The organism is Nocardioides sp. (assembly GCF_025965415.1).
Classification (GTDB): domain Bacteria; phylum Actinomycetota; class Actinomycetes; order Propionibacteriales; family Nocardioidaceae; genus Nocardioides.
This window is the reverse complement of the sequence record NZ_JAOPWY010000122.1, coordinates 1-17,514: the sequence shown is the minus strand read 5'-3', so window position 1 is coordinate 17,514 and position 17,514 is coordinate 1. Positions and strand designations below refer to the sequence as shown.

At 73.6% G+C, this 17,514-nt stretch carries 16 protein-coding genes; 8 read left to right on the top strand and 8 right to left on the bottom strand.

What is annotated here, in order from left to right; all coding sequences use genetic code 11:
- A complete protein-coding gene (locus JWN97_RS13165) occupies positions 1-1,164 on the top strand; it encodes an ROK family transcriptional regulator (RefSeq protein WP_297623249.1) in 1,164 nt (387 codons plus the stop codon).
- An 18-nt stretch (positions 1,165-1,182) separates the two neighbouring features.
- Here the strand turns inward: JWN97_RS13165 and JWN97_RS13160 are convergent, their stop codons facing one another.
- The 4 genes from JWN97_RS13160 to JWN97_RS13145 form a co-directional block, all read right to left on the bottom strand.
- A complete protein-coding gene (locus JWN97_RS13160; protein WP_297623247.1) occupies positions 1,183-2,412 on the bottom strand; it encodes an ROK family protein in 1,230 nt (409 codons plus the stop codon).
- Between the two features lie 9 nt (positions 2,413-2,421).
- Positions 2,422-3,708 (bottom strand): ABC transporter permease, encoded by a 1,287-nt coding sequence (locus JWN97_RS13155; protein ID WP_297623245.1) that lies wholly within the window; start codon positions 3,706-3,708, stop codon positions 2,422-2,424.
- A 20-nt stretch (positions 3,709-3,728) separates the two neighbouring features.
- Positions 3,729-4,502: an ATP-binding cassette domain-containing protein gene (locus JWN97_RS13150; RefSeq protein WP_297623243.1), complete on the bottom strand. Its 774-nt coding sequence runs from the start codon at positions 4,500-4,502 to the stop codon at positions 3,729-3,731.
- A 104-nt stretch (positions 4,503-4,606) separates the two neighbouring features.
- Positions 4,607-5,710, bottom strand: coding sequence for a substrate-binding domain-containing protein (locus JWN97_RS13145; protein WP_297623241.1), 1,104 nt, complete (start codon positions 5,708-5,710; stop codon positions 4,607-4,609).
- A 357-nt stretch (positions 5,711-6,067) separates the two neighbouring features.
- Here JWN97_RS13145 and JWN97_RS13140 point away from each other — a divergent pair, with 357 nt between their 5' ends.
- Positions 6,068-6,505, top strand: coding sequence for an SRPBCC family protein (locus tag JWN97_RS13140; protein WP_297623239.1), 438 nt, complete (start codon positions 6,068-6,070; stop codon positions 6,503-6,505).
- A gap of 5 nt (positions 6,506-6,510) precedes the next feature.
- On the opposite strand, the gene JWN97_RS13135 is transcribed toward JWN97_RS13140, so the two are convergent.
- The gene (locus JWN97_RS13135; protein WP_297623236.1) at positions 6,511-6,972 is read right to left on the bottom strand and encodes a DUF6328 family protein; all 462 of its coding nucleotides are present in this window, start codon (positions 6,970-6,972) and stop codon (positions 6,511-6,513) included.
- A gap of 85 nt (positions 6,973-7,057) precedes the next feature.
- Between JWN97_RS13135 and JWN97_RS13130 the strand changes: the two genes are divergently transcribed.
- Positions 7,058-7,336 (top strand): Rho termination factor N-terminal domain-containing protein, encoded by a 279-nt coding sequence (locus JWN97_RS13130; RefSeq protein ID WP_297623234.1) that lies wholly within the window; start codon positions 7,058-7,060, stop codon positions 7,334-7,336.
- A 12-nt stretch (positions 7,337-7,348) separates the two neighbouring features.
- Here the strand turns inward: JWN97_RS13130 and JWN97_RS13125 are convergent, their stop codons facing one another.
- Positions 7,349-7,606 (bottom strand): hypothetical protein, encoded by a 258-nt coding sequence (locus JWN97_RS13125; RefSeq protein ID WP_297623232.1) that lies wholly within the window; start codon positions 7,604-7,606, stop codon positions 7,349-7,351.
- 62 nt (positions 7,607-7,668) lie between these two features.
- On the opposite strand from JWN97_RS13125, the gene JWN97_RS13120 reads away from it, so the two are divergent.
- On the top strand, positions 7,669-8,052 hold the full coding sequence (locus JWN97_RS13120; protein ID WP_297623230.1) for a hypothetical protein: 384 nt from the start codon (positions 7,669-7,671) through the stop codon (positions 8,050-8,052).
- Positions 8,053-8,162: 110 nt separating this feature from the next.
- Positions 8,163-8,336 (top strand): CsbD family protein, encoded by a 174-nt coding sequence (locus JWN97_RS13115; protein WP_297623228.1) that lies wholly within the window; start codon positions 8,163-8,165, stop codon positions 8,334-8,336.
- Here the strand turns inward: JWN97_RS13115 and JWN97_RS13110 are convergent.
- Both JWN97_RS13110 and JWN97_RS13105 read right to left on the bottom strand, forming a co-directional pair.
- Positions 8,326-9,498, bottom strand: a complete 1,173-nt coding sequence (locus JWN97_RS13110) for a hypothetical protein (RefSeq protein ID WP_297623226.1) — start codon at positions 9,496-9,498, stop codon at positions 8,326-8,328. The two genes, JWN97_RS13115 and JWN97_RS13110, sit on opposite strands and share 11 nt — an antisense overlap.
- Positions 9,495-9,641, bottom strand: a complete 147-nt coding sequence (locus JWN97_RS13105; protein WP_297623224.1) for a hypothetical protein — start codon at positions 9,639-9,641, stop codon at positions 9,495-9,497. The genes JWN97_RS13110 and JWN97_RS13105 overlap by 4 nt, the downstream gene beginning before the upstream one ends.
- A gap of 12 nt (positions 9,642-9,653) precedes the next feature.
- On the opposite strand from JWN97_RS13105, the gene recC reads away from it, so the two are divergent.
- The 3 genes from recC to JWN97_RS13090 all read left to right on the top strand — a co-directional run.
- Positions 9,654-13,010 carry an exodeoxyribonuclease V subunit gamma gene (gene recC / locus JWN97_RS13100; protein WP_297623222.1) on the top strand — a complete coding sequence of 1,119 codons (3,357 nt, stop codon included), beginning with the start codon at positions 9,654-9,656 and terminating at the stop codon, positions 13,008-13,010.
- 2 nt (positions 13,011-13,012) lie between these two features.
- A complete protein-coding gene (locus tag JWN97_RS13095; RefSeq protein WP_297623220.1) occupies positions 13,013-16,396 on the top strand; it encodes a UvrD-helicase domain-containing protein in 3,384 nt (1,127 codons plus the stop codon).
- Positions 16,393-17,514, top strand: a 1,122-nt coding sequence (locus tag JWN97_RS13090; protein ID WP_297623218.1) for an AAA family ATPase, incomplete at its 3' end; no start/stop codon positions are given. The genes JWN97_RS13095 and JWN97_RS13090, both read left to right, overlap by 4 nt.

The following is a 17,514-nucleotide window of genomic DNA, read 5'->3' as shown; positions in this document are numbered from 1 at the left end:
GTGCAGCGCCCCACCGCGGGCACGGAGGGGCTGCGGCGCGCCAACACCGGCGCCGTGCTCCGCGCCCTGCGCCGGCTCGGCCCGTCGACCCGGGCCGAGCTGGCCAAGCACACCGGCCTGGCCAAGGCCACCGTCGGTGTGATCGTCGCGGACCTCGAGGCGGCGGGAGCGGTCGCCGAGGAGGGGTCGCGGCCGGGCGTCCGCGGCCGGCCGGGACGACCGGTCGTGCTGCGGGGCGAGCGCTTCGTCGCGCTGGGCCTGGAGCTCAACGTCGACTACGTCTCGGCCGTCGTCCTCGACCTGGCCGGCCGGGTCGTCTCGAGCTCCAGCCGCCCGGGCGGCACGAGCGACGACCTCCGGGAGCTGGCACGCACCGCGCTGGCCGACCACGTCGGTGCCGGTTGCACCCTGGTCGGTGCGACGCTGGCGGTGCCGGGGCTGGTGCGCGGCGACAACCGCACCGTGGCCTGGGCGCCCAACCTGCACGTGACCTGGGCGGAGGTGGCCGACGCGCTCGGATCGCTGGTCCCCGACCAGCGCATCGAGGTCAGCAACGACGCCAACTGCGCGGCGTACGCCGAGTCGCACCACGGCGCCGCGACCGGTGCCGCCCACGCGCTCTACCTCACCGGGACCGTCGGCATCGGTGCCGGCATCGTGCAGGACGGCGAGGTGATGCGCGGCGGTGCGGGCTTCGCCGGCGAGGTGGGGCACATGCCGGTGGGCGACTCCACCGCCCTCTGCGGGTGCGGGCGCCGCGGGTGCTGGGAGGCGTCCATCGGCCTCCACCCGATGCTCGCCGCCGTCGGCATGACGGAGCTCGACACCCCGCTGCGGACCGCGGAGGCGGTGGCGGAGCGAGCCCGCACCGACGCCGGCGTCCGGGCCGGTCTCGACCGTGTGGGTCGCGACGTGGGCCTCGGCATCGCGATGCTGAGCAGCGTCCTCGACCCCGAGGTGGTCGTGCTCGGCGGCTACTTCGCGCCGCTCGGCGACCTCGTGCTGGAGCCGGCCCGCCGCACGCTCGACGAGCGCCTCGCGTCGGCCGTGCAGGTGCGTCCGGAGCTGCGGCCCAGCACGCTCGGCATCCAGGCTGCCGCACTCGGCGCCGCGGAGCAGTCCTTCGGCCCGGTGTTCGCCGGCGAGCGCGACCTCACCGCCTGAGCCGGTGCATCCGGCTCCTCAGCCGGCGAGCCGGGCGCGTACGTCGACCAGGGCCGTGCCGAGCGCGGCGACCGGGTCGACGAAGAGCGGCTCCAGCGCGATCTCCGCGGCCCCGAGCAGGGGCGAGTCCGAGCCGAGGCCCGGCAGCGAGAGGGTCACCGACTCCAGGGGCGCGGGCAGCGCGCGGTCGGCCAGTCCGGCGTTCACCTCGGCGCCCACCAGCGTGTAGAGCGAGCGGAAGTAGCCGCCGAGGACGACCACCTGCGGGTTGAAGAGGTTGACGATGCTCGCCAGGCCCTGGCCCAGTGCGGTGCCGGTGGCGCGCAGCGCGGGCGACGGCTTGTCGAAGCCGTCGAGGACCTCGTCGAGCTGGGCCACCTTGTCCGGCGGGCACGCGATCGCCTGCGCGATGGCGTGGGCGCCGACCTCGGTCTCCCAGCAGCCGCGGTTGCCGCAGTGGCAGGGGCGGCCGTCGGGGTTGAAGCGCAGGTGCCCGATCTCGCCGGCGTAGCCACCGGCCCCCTCGAGCCGGTGCCCGCCCGTGATGACCCCGGCGCCGACGCCGACGTTGCCGGAGACGTAGATGAGCTCGTCGACGCCCACCCCCGCCCCGCGGGTGTGCTCGGACAAGGCGCCCAGGTCGGCGTCGTTGGCGAGGGACACGGGCACGTCGAGGCCGAGCGCGGCCAGCACGATGCCGCCGAAGGAGACGTCGTGCCACTCGAGGTTGGGGGCGAGCCGGATCAGGCCGTCGCTGCGGCGCACCAGGCCGGGGACGCTGATCCCGATGCCGACGAGGGGGGCCGCGGGCGGCGCGTCCTCGACGACGGTGCGGATCAGTGCGGCGACGGACGCCCCGACCTGCCAGGCCTCACCCTGGCTGTGCACGGGCGCCTGGGCCCGCTGGAGCACCCGGCCGCCCAGCCCGATGCGGGCCACGACCGCCCGGTCCACGCCGAGGTCGACAGCGATGACGTAGGGCCCGTTGTCCGAGATCCGCACCCCCGCCGAGGGCCGTCCCGCGCCCTGGCGGGACCCCTCGAGCGGCGTGGCGTGCTCCGAGATGCCGAGCGACTCCAGCTCGCCGACGAGCCCCGCGATCGTGCTCCGGTTGAGCCCCATCAGGCTGGTCAGCTCGGCCCGGGAGATCTGGCCGGCCCCGTGGACGTGCCGCAGCAGCGTCCCGAGGTTGTGGCGCCGGATGGCCTCCTGGTTGGTGCCGAGGCCCGAGCGCCGCTGCGGGCTCATGAGCTCGACCTAGACGCCGGCCGAGGAGCGACGGCGACGCGAGATCGCGTCCACGCTCGCGGCGAGCAGCAGCACGCCACCGGTGACGAGGAAGTTGATGTAGCTCGCCTGGTTGAGCAGGCCGAGGCCGTTGGGGATCGTCGCGATCACCAGGCCACCGACCACCGCGTCGATCGCCCGGCCGCGACCGCCGAAGAGGCTGGTGCCGCCGATGACGGCCGCGCCGACGGCGTACAGCAGCTCGTTGCCGCCACCGGAGCCCGGGGAGACCTTGCCGGTGTACGACGCGGCCAGCAGGCCGCTGATCGCCGCCATGCCCGAGCAGATCACGAACGCCATGATCCGGACCCGGCGCACGTTGATGCCGGCGCGGCGCGCGGCCTCGGCGTTGCCGCCGACGGCGTAGAGGTGCCGGCCGAAGCGGGTCTTGGTCAGGATGAAGGTCCAGAAGAGCAGCAGCGCGATGACGACCGGCGCGACCCACGGGATGCCGCTGATGTTGAAGAGGTTGGGGTTGGGCGCGCGGTTGGCGCTCAGCAGCGCCGTCAGGCCGAGCACGATCCCCGCGAGGACGGCGATGCGGATCGCGACGAGGCCGATGGGCTGGTGGACCAGGCCCTTGGCGGAGAGCGAGCGGTAGCGCCAGAGCGAGAGCGCCGCGAAGCCGAGCACGATCAGCACCGCGGCGATCCAGCCGGCGGTGACCGGCACGTTCTTGATCGAGAGCCCGCGCAGCACCGGGTCGTTGAAGCGGAGCGAGCCGCCCGGGCCGATGAGCTTCAGGGGGACCGCCTGCAGGGCGAGGAAGAAGGCGAGGGTGACGACGAACGACGGGATCCCCAGGAAGGAGACCAGCGCGCCGATCGCGAGGCCGATGACCGCACCGACGGCGACGCCGGCGAGCGTGGCGAGCCACCACGTCCAGTCGTAGTCGATGAGCATCAGCGCGATGATCGTCGCGGAGGCACCGCCTGCGACGCCGGCCGACAGGTCGATCTCGCCGAGCAGCAGGACGAAGACGATGCCCATCGCCAGCACGATGATCGAGCCGGCCTGCACGACCAGGTTGGCCATGTTGTACGTCGTGAGGAACCGGTCGTTGAGCGAGGCGAAGACGACGAAGAGGAAGATCAGGCCGAGGATCGCGGGCAGCGAGCCCATGTCGCCGCCGCGCAGGCGGTTGACGTAGTCACGGGCCGAGTCGCCGATGCTGTGGGCCTGGCGGTTGTCGTTGTCGAAGCCGCTCGCGGACGAGGCCGGAGCGGGGCTGGACTGGGTGGCGGGGTCGACAGTCATGGTGAGGTCTCCGGTCCTGGTCAGACGGTCGCGGTCGCGGGGTTCTCGGCGATGCCGAGGTTCCCGGAGCGTCCGGCGGTGATGAGCTCGACGACCTGGCTGTGCGTGACGTCCTTGGCCGGCACGTCGGCGGCCACCCGGCCGAGGTAGAGGGCGGTGATCCGGTCGGCGACCTCGAACACGTCACCCATGTTGTGGGAGATCAGCACGACGCCGAGGCCGCGGTCGGCGAGCCTGCGCACGAGGTCGAGGACCTGCCGCGTCTGCGCGACGCCGAGCGCGGCGGTGGGCTCGTCGAGGAGGACGACCTTGGAGTTCCACAGGACCGCCTTGGCGATGGCCACGGTCTGCCGCTGGCCGCCGGAGAGGCTGGCGACGCTCTGGCGCACGGACTTCACGGTGCGCACCGAGAGGGACGCGAGGGTCTCGCGAGCACGCGTCTCCATGGTGATCTCGTCCAGCCCGAAGCGCGAGGTCTCCTCGCGGCCGAGGAACATGTTCTCGACGATGTCGAGGTTGTCGCACAGCGCGAGGTCCTGGTAGACGACCTCGACGCCGAGCGCGGCGACGTCACGGGGGCCGTGGACGTCGACCTGCTGGCCGTCGAAGTAGAAGTCACCGCTGTCGCGGCCGTAGATGCCGGCGATGATCTTGACGAGCGTCGACTTGCCGGCGCCGTTGTCGCCGACCAGGGCGGTGACCTGCCCGGGGTAGACGGCGAAGTCGACGTCGTGCAGGACGTGCACCACGCCGAAGCTCTTGTTGACCCCGCGAAGCTCGAGCAGCGGTTCCATGTGTCCTACTCCGATCGGCAGAATTTGTTGTGCGAGTCACGGTAACGACGCCCGGGCCGAGGTGTGCGGCCCGGGCGTCGTTCCGCGGTGTGTGCGTCAGGGGATCAGGAGATCCCGGCCTCGGTGCACAGGTCGGCGAACTTGCCGGTGCACACGTCGGCTGCCTTCTGGCCACCGTCGTCGATCACGTCGCCGACGTTGTCCTTGGTGATGGCCTGCGGCTCGAGCAGGATCGAGGGGACCTCGCTGTCGTCCGAGGAGTCGACCGTGGTGCCGGTGACGTCGGCCTCGTCGCCGTTGGCGAGCGCGATGGCCACGTCGGCCAGCGCGCCGGCCTCCTTCGTGGCGGACTTGTAGACCGTCATGCACTGGGTGCCGGCGAGGACGTTCTGCAGGCCCTCGACGGTGGCGTCCTGGCCGGTGACCGGGACCTTGCCGGCCTGGCCGGCGCCCTCGAGGATGCTGATCGCAGCACCGCCGAGACCGTCGTTGGCCGCGAGCACGCCGTCGACCTTGCCGTCAGCAGCGGTGTAGAGCTGCTGGAAGATCGTGGCGGCCTCCTCGTTGTCCCAGTCCGGGACGGCCTGCTCGCCGACGACCTTGTAGTTGCTCATGCCGTCGAGGACGCTGTGCGCACCCTCGGCGAAGAGCGTCGCGTTGTTGTCGGTGGGCGAACCGTTGAGGTAGACGATGTTGGCGTCCTTGTCCCCGAGGCAGTCCGCGAGGCCCTGGCCCTGGAGCTCGCCGACGACGGTGTTGTCGAAGGAGACGTAGTACTCCGCCGAGCCACCGAGGGTGAGGCGGTCGTAGTCGATGGTGGCCACGCCCTGCGACTGGGCCTTCTCCTGGATCGCGGCACCCGACTCGGAGTCGAGGTTGACGATGGCCAGGACGGTGACGCCGTTGCCGATCATGGTGTCGGCGATCTGGGTCATCCGCTCGGCGTCGCCCTCGGCGTTCTGGATGTCGTACTCGACGCCGGCCTCCTTGAAGGCCGCCTCGAGGGCCGGACGGTCCGCGCTCTCCCAGCGCACCGAGGACTCGGTGTCGGGGAGGATGACGCCGACCTTGCCGACCGCCTCGCTGCTGCCGCTGTCGCTGCCGGTGCCGCTGTCGTCCGAGCCGCTGCTGTCGTCACCGCCGCACGCGGTCAGTGCCATCGAAAGGCCGAGCAGGGGGACCAGGACAAAACTGTGCTTCCGCTTCACACGAACCGCCTCCTAGCGATTTCATCGCACGCCGACCAAGGATGCTCCACCAGTCGTCGTGCATATGTTGTTCGGCACAACATATGAAGTGACGGCCATCACGTCCAGCGCCGGGCCGAGCCGTTGCCAGTTTGTTACCGAAAGGTTTCGCCTCAGGCGGGGAACCGGCGTAGAGGTGTCTGGACCAGTGGCGATCCGAGGCGGTCGGCGACGCCTACCAGTCCCCCAGCGCCGCTAACCGCTCTCCGATGAGGGCGTGCGTGGCCGAGTCGGGGTGCAGGTGGTCGGGGAGCGGGAGTCTGGGGGCCGACCCGTTGGGGTGTCCCCGTCCGTGGGGCCTCTGGCTAGCGTGAGGCGATGCCCTCCGTCTCCCGCACCTTCACCACGACCGCCACCCCCGACGCCGCCTACGCCTACCTCGCTGACTTCACCCACGCCGAGGACTGGGACCCGGGCACCCAGGCGTGCGAGCGGACCAGCGGCGACGGCGGGGTCGGCACGACCTACCGCAACGTGTCGAAGTTCCTCGGTCGCGAGACCGAGCTGACCTACACGACCGCCGAGCTCGCCCCGCCGACGCGCGTGCACCTGCGCGGCACCAACGAGCAGTTCGAGGGTCACGACCTCTTCGAGATCCGGGCGTCGGGCCGCGGCTCCGAGGTCACCTACCGGGCCGACATGACCTTCTCCGGGGCCGCGAAGCTGGCCTCGCCCGTGGTCGCCGCCTACCTGCCCGTCCTCGCCCGCAAGACCGTGGAGCAGCTGCGCACCTGCCTGGACCGCCAGCAGGGCTGAGCCGGCTACCGCGGGGCCACCCGGGCGGGCAGCACCACCAGGAGACCGGCCAGGACGACCACCGAGGCGACCGCCGCCCCCACGGCCGCCGCCCGGTCGTAGACCACGTCGACGACCAGGAACGTGATCCCGCCCAGTAGCACGCCGATCATCATCAGCGCGGCCGAGGTGAGGCGGTGCCCGGCCTGGACGAGCTCCTCCTTCACCCCGTCGCGGAACACCCGTCGGTGGATCGCCACCGGGGCGAGGGTCACCCCGACGGTGACGAACGCCAGGCCCAGGAGGCCGACGTACCAGGCGCGCTGGAACGCGTCGAGGTCCGTGAACCGCGACTGGAACGGCAGCGTGGCCAGGAACCCCGCCAGCAGCTGGACGCCCGTCTGGCTGACGCGCAGCTCCTGGAGGAGGTCGTTCCAGTTGCGGTCGGCACGCTCCTCAGGGGTCTCGTCGCGCTCGTCGTCGGCCATCCCACGGACGCTACTCAGCCACCCGGACCGGCGCACCCCCTCCTGGGTGAGCAACCGGGAGGTGCGCGGTGGCACCGTGGCGGGCATGGCTGAGAAGAAGAAGCGCGATCCCGGCCCGTCCGTGAAGGACGCCGAGGTCTACGAGGCCCTGCGGGACGAGGGCGCGAGCAAGGAGAAGGCGGCCCGCATCGCCAACGCCTCGGCCGCCCAGGGTCGCTCGGCCGTCGGCGAGCGGGGCGGCGAGGCCGAGGACTACCCGGATCGCACCGTCGAGGAGCTGCGCCACCGCGCCGCGGAGCTGGACATCGACGGCAGGTCGTCGATGACGAAGGACGAGCTCATCGAGGCCCTGCGCCACCACTGACCGCCGGGGCGCTCACACGGGTGGGTCGAGCCGCGCCAGGGCGCGCAACCACATCTGGTCGACGGCCGGGCGGTGGGTGCTGATCACCGACTCGTAGACCGGGTCGTCGCCCGGTCGCGACGGCACCTCCCACGCCGAGACCACGGCGGCCCGGGTCGCGCTGACGGTCACCACGGTCCACTCGCGGCGCAGGGGCGAGCCCTCGGGGAGCTGGCACCGGGCCGGCAGCGCCGCGACGTCAGCGGGCAGCTCGTCGTCGAAGTCGGCCACGACCGCGGCCCACGACGCCGTCCTGGCGAGCTCGTCCCAGCGTGCCGCGAGCCGGCATAGCGGTGGCCCTCCTGGAAGGTGCCGAGCACGACCGGCCGGTCGGCGCGCGCCAGTGCCTCGTCCTCCACGGCGTACGACGCGGCGGTGAGCGCGCGACGACTCAGCCGGCGGGTCCGCAGCTCGGGGAACTGGCCGGACAGGGCGGCGTGGACGACGCGGGAGGCGGCTGGCGGTGGCGTCGCGTCACGGAGTCGATGGCCGCCTGCAGGCCCGCGCCGATCGGCACCGTGGCGATCATCGTCGCCATCGTCGGATGCTTCGTCATCTGGCGGATGGACGCGACCCGCGCGGAAGAGGTCGAGCACCCGAGCCCGCGGCCCGGACCGCGCCAGCAGCAGCTGCGGGCCGCACCCGTCTCGGACCAGCCCCGCCACCTCGAGTCCTGACCGCCGTCGCGGCCGCACCACCCGCACGGGTGTCCTGTGGGGACCACGGGCGTGGCACGTTCGGTGGTGGACCATCCCGGTCCTGCACCGACCTCACAGGAGGAATGACGATGGGTCTCGACGACAAGATCAGCAACAAGGGCGAGGAGCTCTCGGGCAAGGCCAAGGAGGCCACCGGCAAGGCGACCGGCGACGACGAGCTCGAGGCCGAGGGCAAGGGCGACCAGATGGGCGCCAACCTCAAGCAGGCCGGCGAGAAGGTCAAGGACGTCTTCAAGGACTGACCTGCCCCACCCAGACGTGCCCTCCGTCGCCGGCATCGGCGACGAGGAGCAGCTCATCGCCGGCGACCGCCATCAAGCTGTGGTCGCCGGCGGTCGGCGGTTCGAGGGGTACGCCAACCTGTTGCCATGTGCGGCCGTCGTCGGTCTGCCACAGCTCGTAGTGGTCGCCCGTGCTCACCGTGGCGAGCGCACCCACCGGCGTCGACGCCAGCGAGGCGACGTACGGCGCCCCGCGCCATGACTCCGCGATGGCGCCGAACGTCACGGGGTCGTGCCAGCCGTCCCCGTCCCTGGTCCAGGCCGCGAAGCGGTCCCCGCTCCGGCCCACGGCCAGCAGGCGTCCGTCGTCGAGGACGGCGACCCTGTGCACGTCCTGCGCGCCGTCCGCGGCCGGCATGTCCTCCGGCGACCACCCGAGCCCGTCCTCCGACGTCCAGGCCAGGGGGTCCTGGTCGAGGTGGCGTCCCGACCGGGCGCCGGCGCCGACGACCACCCACTCCTCGCCCGACCAGCCCGCACCCTGCGCGAGCGAGTCGAGGTCGCCGTCGTCGGTGAGCCCCGGCTCCGCCTCGACGCGCGTGAACTCCCGCGGGTCGTCGGTGAACCAGACCCCCGGGCCCGAGGTGCGGTTGCCGGTGATCAGCCAGCCCGTCGGGCCGCCGGCGATCGGCCCGACGTTGGTGGCGGTGACACCGCCGTACTGGATGAACGTGGCCGGCACGTCCGCGAGCGTCTCCCCGTCGAGGCGGAACGACGTGACGCGCGGGTTGCCGTGCGCGCCTCCCGAGCGAGCGCCGACCGCGGCGATCCGGCCTCGGGAGCAGGCGATCGAGTTGAGGATCGCGCGGCGTCCCCAATAGGTGCTGGTCTCGACGGCGACCGACGTCCAGGACTCGCGGTCCGTCGAGAACCACGCCGCGGGCCGGGTGTCGCGGGTCTCGGTCGGCTCGTCGAGGAAGACCGCGCCGACCACCCACCACCCGTCGCCGCACTGGACGGCGTCGCGCACGACGCTGCGCCCGGGTGCGCCATCGGGTGTCGGCAGCGGCCGCTCGGTCCAGGAGACGGTGAGCGGATCGGGCTCGGGCTCGTCGCACGCGCCGAGCAGCCCGGCGGCGAGCGCGGCGAGCGCGGCGAGCGCGACGAGCGACCTCCTCCTCATGACGCCGCGAGCCGGGCGAGGGCGAAGGCGGACAGCCCGACCACCGGCAGCCCCGGTCCCCACCACGCGTAGTCCACGGGGTCGATCCTCACCGACGCGGGCCGCAGGGGCCAGACCGTCCGGGCCTGTCGGTGTGCGCTCATAGGGTGGGCGCCGTGACCCTGCACCTGCACACCGCCGAGCGCACCGACGCGCTGGCCGACGGCCTGGCCGAGCTGCTGGTCACCCCGCTGCCCGATCCGTTCGCCCGCGAGGTCGTGGTCGTGCCCGCCCGCGGCGTCGAGCGCTGGCTCACCCAGCGCCTCTCCCACCGCCTGGGCGTCGGCTCCCGCGGCGGCGACGGGGTGTGCGCCGGCGTCGACTTCGTGACCCCCCACTCGCTGGTGTCCCTGCTGCTCGACCGCGACGCCGAGGACCCGTGGAGCCCCGACCGGCTCGCGTGGCCGCTGCTCACCGTCATCGACGACGTGATGGGTGCGCCGGGCTTCGAGGACCTCACCACCCACCTCGGCGGTGGCCGCCCCGACGACGACCGCTCGGCCCGGCGCTACGCCGTCGCGCGCCGGCTCGCGGGGCTGTTCTCGTCGTACGCCGTCCAGCGGCCCGCCCTCCTCACCGAGTGGCGCGCAGGCCACGCGTCCGACGGCGCCGGCGGCGACCTCGACGCCGACCTGCGCTGGCAGGCCGAGCTCTGGCGGCGCCTGCTCGACGTCGTGGACGTCCCGCCCCCCGACGTACGACACGCGGAGACCGTGGCCCGGCTGCGGGCAGGCGGCGACGACCTCGACCTCCCGACACGGCTCTCGCTCTTCGGGCACACCCGGCTGCCGGAGACCGAGGTCTCGCTCCTGACGGCGCTGGGCGAGCTGCGCGACGTGCACCTGTGGCTGCCGCAGGCCTCGACCGCGCTCTGGACCGCCCTCGCCCCGACCGCGCGGGAGGGTCAGGTGCCGCGCGCGGACGACACGTCCGCCGCCCTCGTCGGCCACCCGCTCCTCAGCTCGCTCGGTCGCGACGCCCGCGAGCTGCGCCGCACGCTCGGCGACCTCCCCACCAGCCCGGCGGCGGCGACTCCCCCCGCCCCCGCGACGCTGCTGGGCTGGCTCCAGCACGACCTCCGCGCCAACCACGCGCCGAGCGTCGACGAGCGCTCCGGGCGCACAGGCGCCGACGAGCGTGACGACTCGGTGCAGGTCCACGCCTGCCACGGCGCGGCCCGGCAGGTCGACGTGCTGCGCGAGGTCCTGGTGGGGCTGCTCCAGGACGACCCGACCCTCGAGCCGCGCGACATCCTGGTGATGTGCCCTGACATCGAGACCTACGCGCCGCTCATCTCCGCGGCCTTCGGCATGGCCGACGTCGCGGGCGAGGGTGCCGGACACCCCGGACACCGGCTCCGCGTGCGGCTGGCCGACCGCTCGCTCGCCGCGACCAACCCCCTGCTCGCACTGGCCGCCCAGCTCGTCGAGCTGGTCCGCGGCCGGATGACCGCGAGCCAGGTGCTCGACGTGGCCGGGGCCGACCCGGTGCGCGCCCGCTTCGGGTTCGCCGACGAGGAGCTCGAGCGGATCGCGCACTGGGTCGACGTCAGCGGGGTGCGCTGGGGCTACGACGCCCGCCACCGCTCCACGTTCGGGCTGGGCGGCCTCGACGCCAACACCTGGGTCACCGGCCTGCGCCGGGTGCTGCTCGGAGCGGCCATGTCGGGGCTCGACCACCGCCAGGTCTCGGGCACCGTCCCGGTCGACGACGTCAGCGACGGCGACCTGGAGCTGGTCGGCCGCTTCGCGGAGTTCATCGAGCGGGTGCACACGTTCGTCGTGAGCGCCGAGGGCGCCACGACCGTCACCGACTGGACGACCGCCGTGGCCGACGCGGTCCACCGCCTGACGTCGACGCCGCTGACCGAGATCTGGCAGGTGGCGCAGTTCGACCGGGAGGTGGCGCGGATCGCCGCCGGCGCCGGCGACGCGGGCACGCTGCTGCGCCAGGCCGACGTACGCGCCCTCCTGCAGCAACGGCTCCGCGGCCGACCCACCCGCGCCAACTTCCGCACCGGCACGCTGACCGTCTGCACGATGGTGCCGATGCGCTCCGTGCCGCACCGGGTGGTCTGCCTGGTCGGGCTCGACGACGGCGTCTTCCCGCGGGTCTCGACGGTCGACGGCGACGACGTGCTGGCGCGGCGCCCCCGCACCGGCGAGCGTGACCTGCGCGCCGAGGACCGGCAGCTGTTCCTCGACGCGATCGCGGCGGCGACCAACAAGCTGGTCATCACCTACACCGGCCGCGGCGAGCACACCGGTGCCGAGCGTCCGCCGGCCGTGCCGCTCGGCGAGCTGCTCGACGCCCTCGACCGTACGACGGCGCAGCCGGTGCGCGAGCACGTCCTGACCCAGCACCCCCTGCAGCCCTTCGACGAGGCCAACTTCGTGGCCGGGCGGCTGCGCGAGGAGGGCGCCTTCACCTTCGACCGGTTCGCCCTGGCCGGCGCGAGTGCGGCCCGCGCCGATCGCGAGCCGGTGGGCGTGCTGGTGCCCGCCCCGCTGCCGGTGGTCGACGCGTCCCCGAAGGACGTCTCGCTGGCCGACCTGCACGACTTCTTCGCCCACCCGGTCCGCGGCTTCTTCCGACGGCTGCGGATCGCCCGCCCCTACGACGCCGGCGAGGTCAAGGACGCCATCCCCATCACCCTCGACGCGCTGGAGAAGTGGGCGGTCGGCGACCGGCTGGCGTCCGAGGTGCTCGGCGGGGCCGACGCGCTCGCGGTCGGAGAGGCCCTCAAGGTCAGCGGGCAGCTGCCGCCGGGTCCGCTCGGCAAGGGGGTCCTCGACGAGATCATCACGGTCGTCCGCCCACTCGTGATCCGCGCCCTCGAGCTGCGCCGCGGTCCCCAGCGCAGTCTCGACGTCGACATCGACCTCGGCGGGGACCGACGACTCTCCGGCACCGTGGGCGACGTCTGGGGCAACAACGCGGTGTCGGTGTCCTTCTCCAACCTCGGCGCCAAGCACCGGCTGGCCGCCTGGATCGACGCGCTCGCCCTGGCCGCCGGCCTCCCCGACGAGAACTGGACCGTGCACACCATCGGCAAGCACCGCTCCGGCGGGCAGGTCCAGCTGATCGGCCCGCTGGCCCAGCACCAGGCCGAGGAGTGGCTGCGCGACCTCGTCGCCCTCTACGACGCCGGCCAGTGCGAGCCGCTCCCGCTGCCGGTGCGGACGTCGCTGGCCTGGGCCGAGGAGCTGCGCCGCGTGCGGGCGGGCAGCGACGGCGACCCCGACGTCAAGGGCCGCGCCGAGTGGGAGACACCGCGCTTCAACGACTCCGGCTTCCCCAAGGAGGACGCCGACGCCTGGCACGTGCGGGCCTTCGGCGAGCACGCCGACTACACCCTCCTGGCCTCGCCGGCGCGTCCCGGCGAGGACGGCCCCCACCGCCTCGGCCACTACGCCTGGCGGCTGTGGAGCCCGCTCATCGACGGCGGCCACGAGCAGATCCGGGGGCTCTGAGCGTGGACACCTTCGACATCGCCGCCGACCTGTCGCCCGGCACCACCCTGCTCGAGGCCAGCGCGGGCACCGGCAAGACCTGGACCATCGCCGCCCTCGTCACCAAGCACGTCGCCCTCGGCGCGGTGAGTCTCGACGAGATGCTGGTCGTCACCTTCACCCGCGCCGCGAGCCAGGAGCTGCGCGAGCGCGTACGCCGCCAGCTCGACGAGGCGGTCCAGCTGTTCGGCGACCCGACGCTCCGCGACCCCGCCAACCGGCTCCACGACTGGCTGCTCGACGCGCCCGCTCCGGAGCGCGGCGAGCGCCTGGCGCGGCTCACCGACGCGCTCGTCTCCTTCGACGCCGCGACCATCGCCACCATCCACCAGTTCTGCCAGCTCGTGCTGCGCAGCCTGGGCGTGGCCGGTGACACCGACGCCTCGGCCACGCTGGTCGAGGACCTCGAGCAGCTGACGTCCGAGACGGTGGACGACCTCTACCTCCGCGACTTCGGGCGCGAGGAGAAGCCGCCGTGGACCCGGGCCGCCGCGCTCGAGCTGGCGCGGTCGGTCATCGGAGACCCGCGGGCCCGCGTCGAGCCGGCCACCGTGCTGGCCGACTCCCCCGACTCGACGGCCGCCATGCGGGTGCGGTTCGCCTGCGACGTGCTCGAGGAGGTGGAGCGGCGCAAGCGGCGCCTGGGCGTGCTGAGCTACGACGACCTGCTCAGCCAGCTCGCCGACGCGCTGGAGGACACCACCGCGGCCGCACGCCGGCGGATGCAGCACCGGTGGAAGTTCGTGCTGATCGACGAGTTCCAGGACACCGACCCCGTGCAGTGGCAAGTGTTCGAGCGGGCGTTCGGCGAGTCGACCACGATGGTGCTGATCGGCGACCCCAAGCAGGCGATCTACGCCTTCCGTGGTGGCGACATCGTCACCTACCTCCAGGCGGCCGACACCGCCACCACGACCCAGACGCTCGGCGTCAACTGGCGCTCCGACCGCCCCCTGCTCCGGTCGGTCCACGCCGTCCTGCAGGGCGCCCAGCTGGGCGAGGAGCGCATCGTCGTGCACCCGGTGGAGGCCCACCTGGAGGAGTCGCGGCTCGTCGGCGCCGGTGCGCCCTTCCGCCTGCGGGTGGTGCGGCGGACCGAGCTCGGCAAGGGGCCACGGTCCAAGCCGCCGGTCGCCCTGTGGCGCGACCACGTCATCACCGACACCGCCCACGACATCAAGCGGCTCATCGAGTCGGCACCGACCTTCGACGGGCGGCCGCTCAAGCCCGGCGACATCGCCGTCCTGGCCGCGCGCCGCAACGAGCTCGAGGCGGTGCAGCTCGCCCTCGCGGACGTCGGCGTGCCCTCGGTGGTCAACGCCGGCGGCTCGGTCTTCCACACACCGGCGGCCGCCGAGTGGCTCACGCTGCTCGAGGCGATGGAGCAGCCGCATCGCGCCGACCGAGTGCGGGCGGCCTCCCTCACCTCGTTCTTCGGCCACACCGCCGCGTCGCTCGACACCGGCGGCGACGAGCTCACCGACGACCTCGCCGGCCGGATCCGCACCCTCGCCGACGTGTTCACCCAGCGCGGGGTGGCGGCGGTGGTCGAGGTGACCGCGGTCGAGGGCCTGACCGCGCGGGTGCTGGCCCGTGTCGGCGGTGAGCGCACGCTCACCGACCTGCGCCACATCGGGGAGTCGCTGCTGCGGGTGTCCACCGAGGAGCGGCTCGGCCTGGTCGGCCTGCTGGCCTGGCTGCGCGAGCAGGTCGCCGACGACAAGCTCGAGGTCGCCTCCGAGCGCACCCGGCGCCTCGACTCCGACGCCGAGGCGGTCCAGCTCGTCACCATCCACGGCAGCAAGGGCCTGCAATACCCCGTCGTCTACCTCCCCACCCTCTGGAACCGCTTCACCGGCCGCGAGCCGGCGGTCCCGCTCTTCCACGACGACGAGGGACGGCGGTGCCGCGACGTCGGCGGGGCGAGCGCGTTCCACCGCGAGGCCGTACGCCGCCACTGGCGCGAGGACGCCGGCGAGTCGCTGCGCCTGCTCTACGTCGCCATGACGCGGGCGCAGTCGCAGGTCGTCGCGTGGTACGCCGCGGCTGAGCGCAACACGCCCGACTCGCCGCTGCACCGGATGCTCTTCGGCCGCCGCCCCGGCATGGCCCCCGTGCCCGACAGCATGCCGGTCGTCGAGGAGGACCGCCTGATGGCCATCCTCGCCGCCTGGGAGGAGGCGGGCGGCCCGAGCGTCGAGCTCGCCACGCTGACCCCGCCCGACCCGACGCCGCTCGAGAGGTCCACCGAGGACCTCCGGGTGCGGGCGTTCACCCGCGAGGTCGACACGAGCTGGCGACGGACGTCGTACTCCTCGCTCTCCGCCGCGAGCGCCGCGCACGCGGCCGGTGCGCTGTCCGAGCCCGAGGTGGTGCCCGACGAGGACTCCGAGGTGAGCGTCGACGACCTCGATATCGACGGCGCCTCGGTCGCCGTCGTCGCCTCCGTGCCGTCCCCGATGGCCACCCTGCCGGTCGGCGCCACCTTCGGGTCGCTGGTCCATGCGGTGCTGGAGCACGCCGACCCGGCGGTCGACGACTTCCGCGCCGAGCTGTTGCGCCTGATCGACGAGCAGCTGGTCTGGTGGCCGGTCGACCTCGACCCCGGCGAGCTCGCCGACGCACTCGTCGCGGTGTGCGACAGCCCGCTCGGGCCGCTCGCCGACAACCGGACGCTGCTCTCGCTCGGCCTGCCCGACCGGCTGCGCGAGCTCGACTTCGAGGTGCCGCTCGCCGGGGGCGACACCGTGGCCGCGCCCGTCGACGTACGCCTCGGCGACCTCGCGCCGCTGCTGCGCCGGCACCTGCCCGAGGGAGACGCGGTCCGGGTCTACGCCGACGCGCTCGACGGCGACCCCGAGCTCGCCGCCCAGTCGCTGCGGGGCTACCTCACCGGGTCGATCGACGTCGTGCTCCGCCTCGACGTCGACGGCGGGCAGCGGTTCCTGACGGTCGACTACAAGACCAACTGGCTGGGGCCGATCGACCAGCCGTTGACCGCCCACGACTACCGGCCCGAGATGCTCGACGAGGCGATGGCCCACTCCGACTATCCGCTGCAGGCGCTCCTCTACACCGTGGTCCTGCACCGCTTCCTGCGCTGGCGGCTGCCGGCGTACGACCCGGCCACCCACCTCGGCGGCGTGCTCTACCTCTACCTCCGTGGCATGTGCGGCCCCGCGACGCCGGTGGTGGACGGGATGCCGTGCGGGGTGTTCTCGTGGCGCCCGCCCGTGTCGCTCGTGCTGGAGCTGTCCGACCTGCTCGACGGGGTGGTGCCCCACGCCCCACGACCTTCTTCTCCCCCGCTCCGCTCCTCCGAACAACGCCGCAGGGACCCCGCATGAGCGAGCTCTTCGAGCCGGTCGACACCCACGACCGCGACCTGGCCCTGTCCGCCGGCGGGCTCCTGGGCCACTTCAACGCCGCCGGCGTGCTGACCTCGGCCGACGTCCATGTCGCGAGCACCCTCGGCCGCCTGGTCGGCGAGGCCGACGAGACTGTCCTGCTGGCGGCGGCGCTCGCCGTCCGGGCCGTGCGCCACGGGTCGGTGTGCCTCGACGTGGCCGCCGTGCCCGGGTCGCTGCCCGACCTCGACCTCCCGTGGCCCGAGCCGCAGGCGTGGACGCGTGCCGTCTCGGCGAGCGCGCTCGTCGCCGCGGGCGTGGTGCACCTCGAGCACGGCCTGGTCTACCTCGACCGCTACCACGAGCAGGAGACCCAGGTCCTCGACGACCTGCGCGAGCGGGGCCGGTCGGTCCATGGCGTCGACGAGTCCCTGCTCCAGGCGTCCCTCACCCGCGTGTTCCCCGACGCCGACTCCTCCGAGCAGCGGGCCGCCTGCCACCGGGCCGCCACCCAGGCCACGACGGTCATCACGGGTGGGCCCGGCACCGGCAAGACGACCGCGGTCGCGGGCCTGCTGGTCGCCCTGCGCGAGCAGGCCGAGGCACGGGGCGAGACCCTGCGCATCGCGCTCGCCGCCCCGACCGGCAAGGCCGCGGCCCGCCTCGAGCAGTCGGTGCGCGGCTCCGCGGCACGCTTCGGCGGTGCCGACAGCGACCGGCTGGCCGACGTCACGGCGATGACGATGCACCGGCTGCTGCGCCAGCACCCCGGCAACAGCACGCGCTTCCGCCACCACCGCGGCAACCGCCTCCCCCACGACCTGGTCGTCGTCGACGAGGCCTCGATGGTGTCGCTCACGATGATGGCCCGGCTCCTCGAGGCGGTGCGCCCCGAGGCGCGCCTGGTGCTGGTGGGCGACCCCGACCAGCTGAGCTCCGTCGATGCGGGAGCGGTGCTGACCGACCTGGTCCGCGGCTACGAGCACCGCGGCGACAGTCCCGTCGCGGCCCTCACGACGGCCCACCGCTACGGCGCCGAGATCGGCGAGCTCGCCGAGGCGCTGCGGCTGGGCGACGCCGACCGCGCGATCGTGGCGCTGCGTGCCGGCGGCGACGCC

Coding starts and splice junctions, on each gene's coding strand:
- JWN97_RS13160 (WP_297623247.1), bottom strand. CDS start 2,412: ATGAGCCCGCAGCGGCGCTCGGGCCTCGGCACCAACCAGGAGGCCATC.
- JWN97_RS13155 (WP_297623245.1), bottom strand. CDS start 3,708: ATGACTGTCGACCCCGCCACCCAGTCCAGCCCCGCTCCGGCCTCGTCC.
- JWN97_RS13150 (WP_297623243.1), bottom strand. CDS start 4,502: ATGGAACCGCTGCTCGAGCTTCGCGGGGTCAACAAGAGCTTCGGCGTG.
- JWN97_RS13140 (WP_297623239.1), top strand. CDS start 6,068: ATGCCCTCCGTCTCCCGCACCTTCACCACGACCGCCACCCCCGACGCC.
- JWN97_RS13135 (WP_297623236.1), bottom strand. CDS start 6,972: ATGGCCGACGACGAGCGCGACGAGACCCCTGAGGAGCGTGCCGACCGC.
- JWN97_RS13130 (WP_297623234.1), top strand. CDS start 7,058: ATGGCTGAGAAGAAGAAGCGCGATCCCGGCCCGTCCGTGAAGGACGCC.
- JWN97_RS13115 (WP_297623228.1), top strand. CDS start 8,163: ATGGGTCTCGACGACAAGATCAGCAACAAGGGCGAGGAGCTCTCGGGC.
- JWN97_RS13110 (WP_297623226.1), bottom strand. CDS start 9,498: ATGAGGAGGAGGTCGCTCGTCGCGCTCGCCGCGCTCGCCGCGCTCGCC.
- JWN97_RS13105 (WP_297623224.1), bottom strand. CDS start 9,641: ATGAGCGCACACCGACAGGCCCGGACGGTCTGGCCCCTGCGGCCCGCG.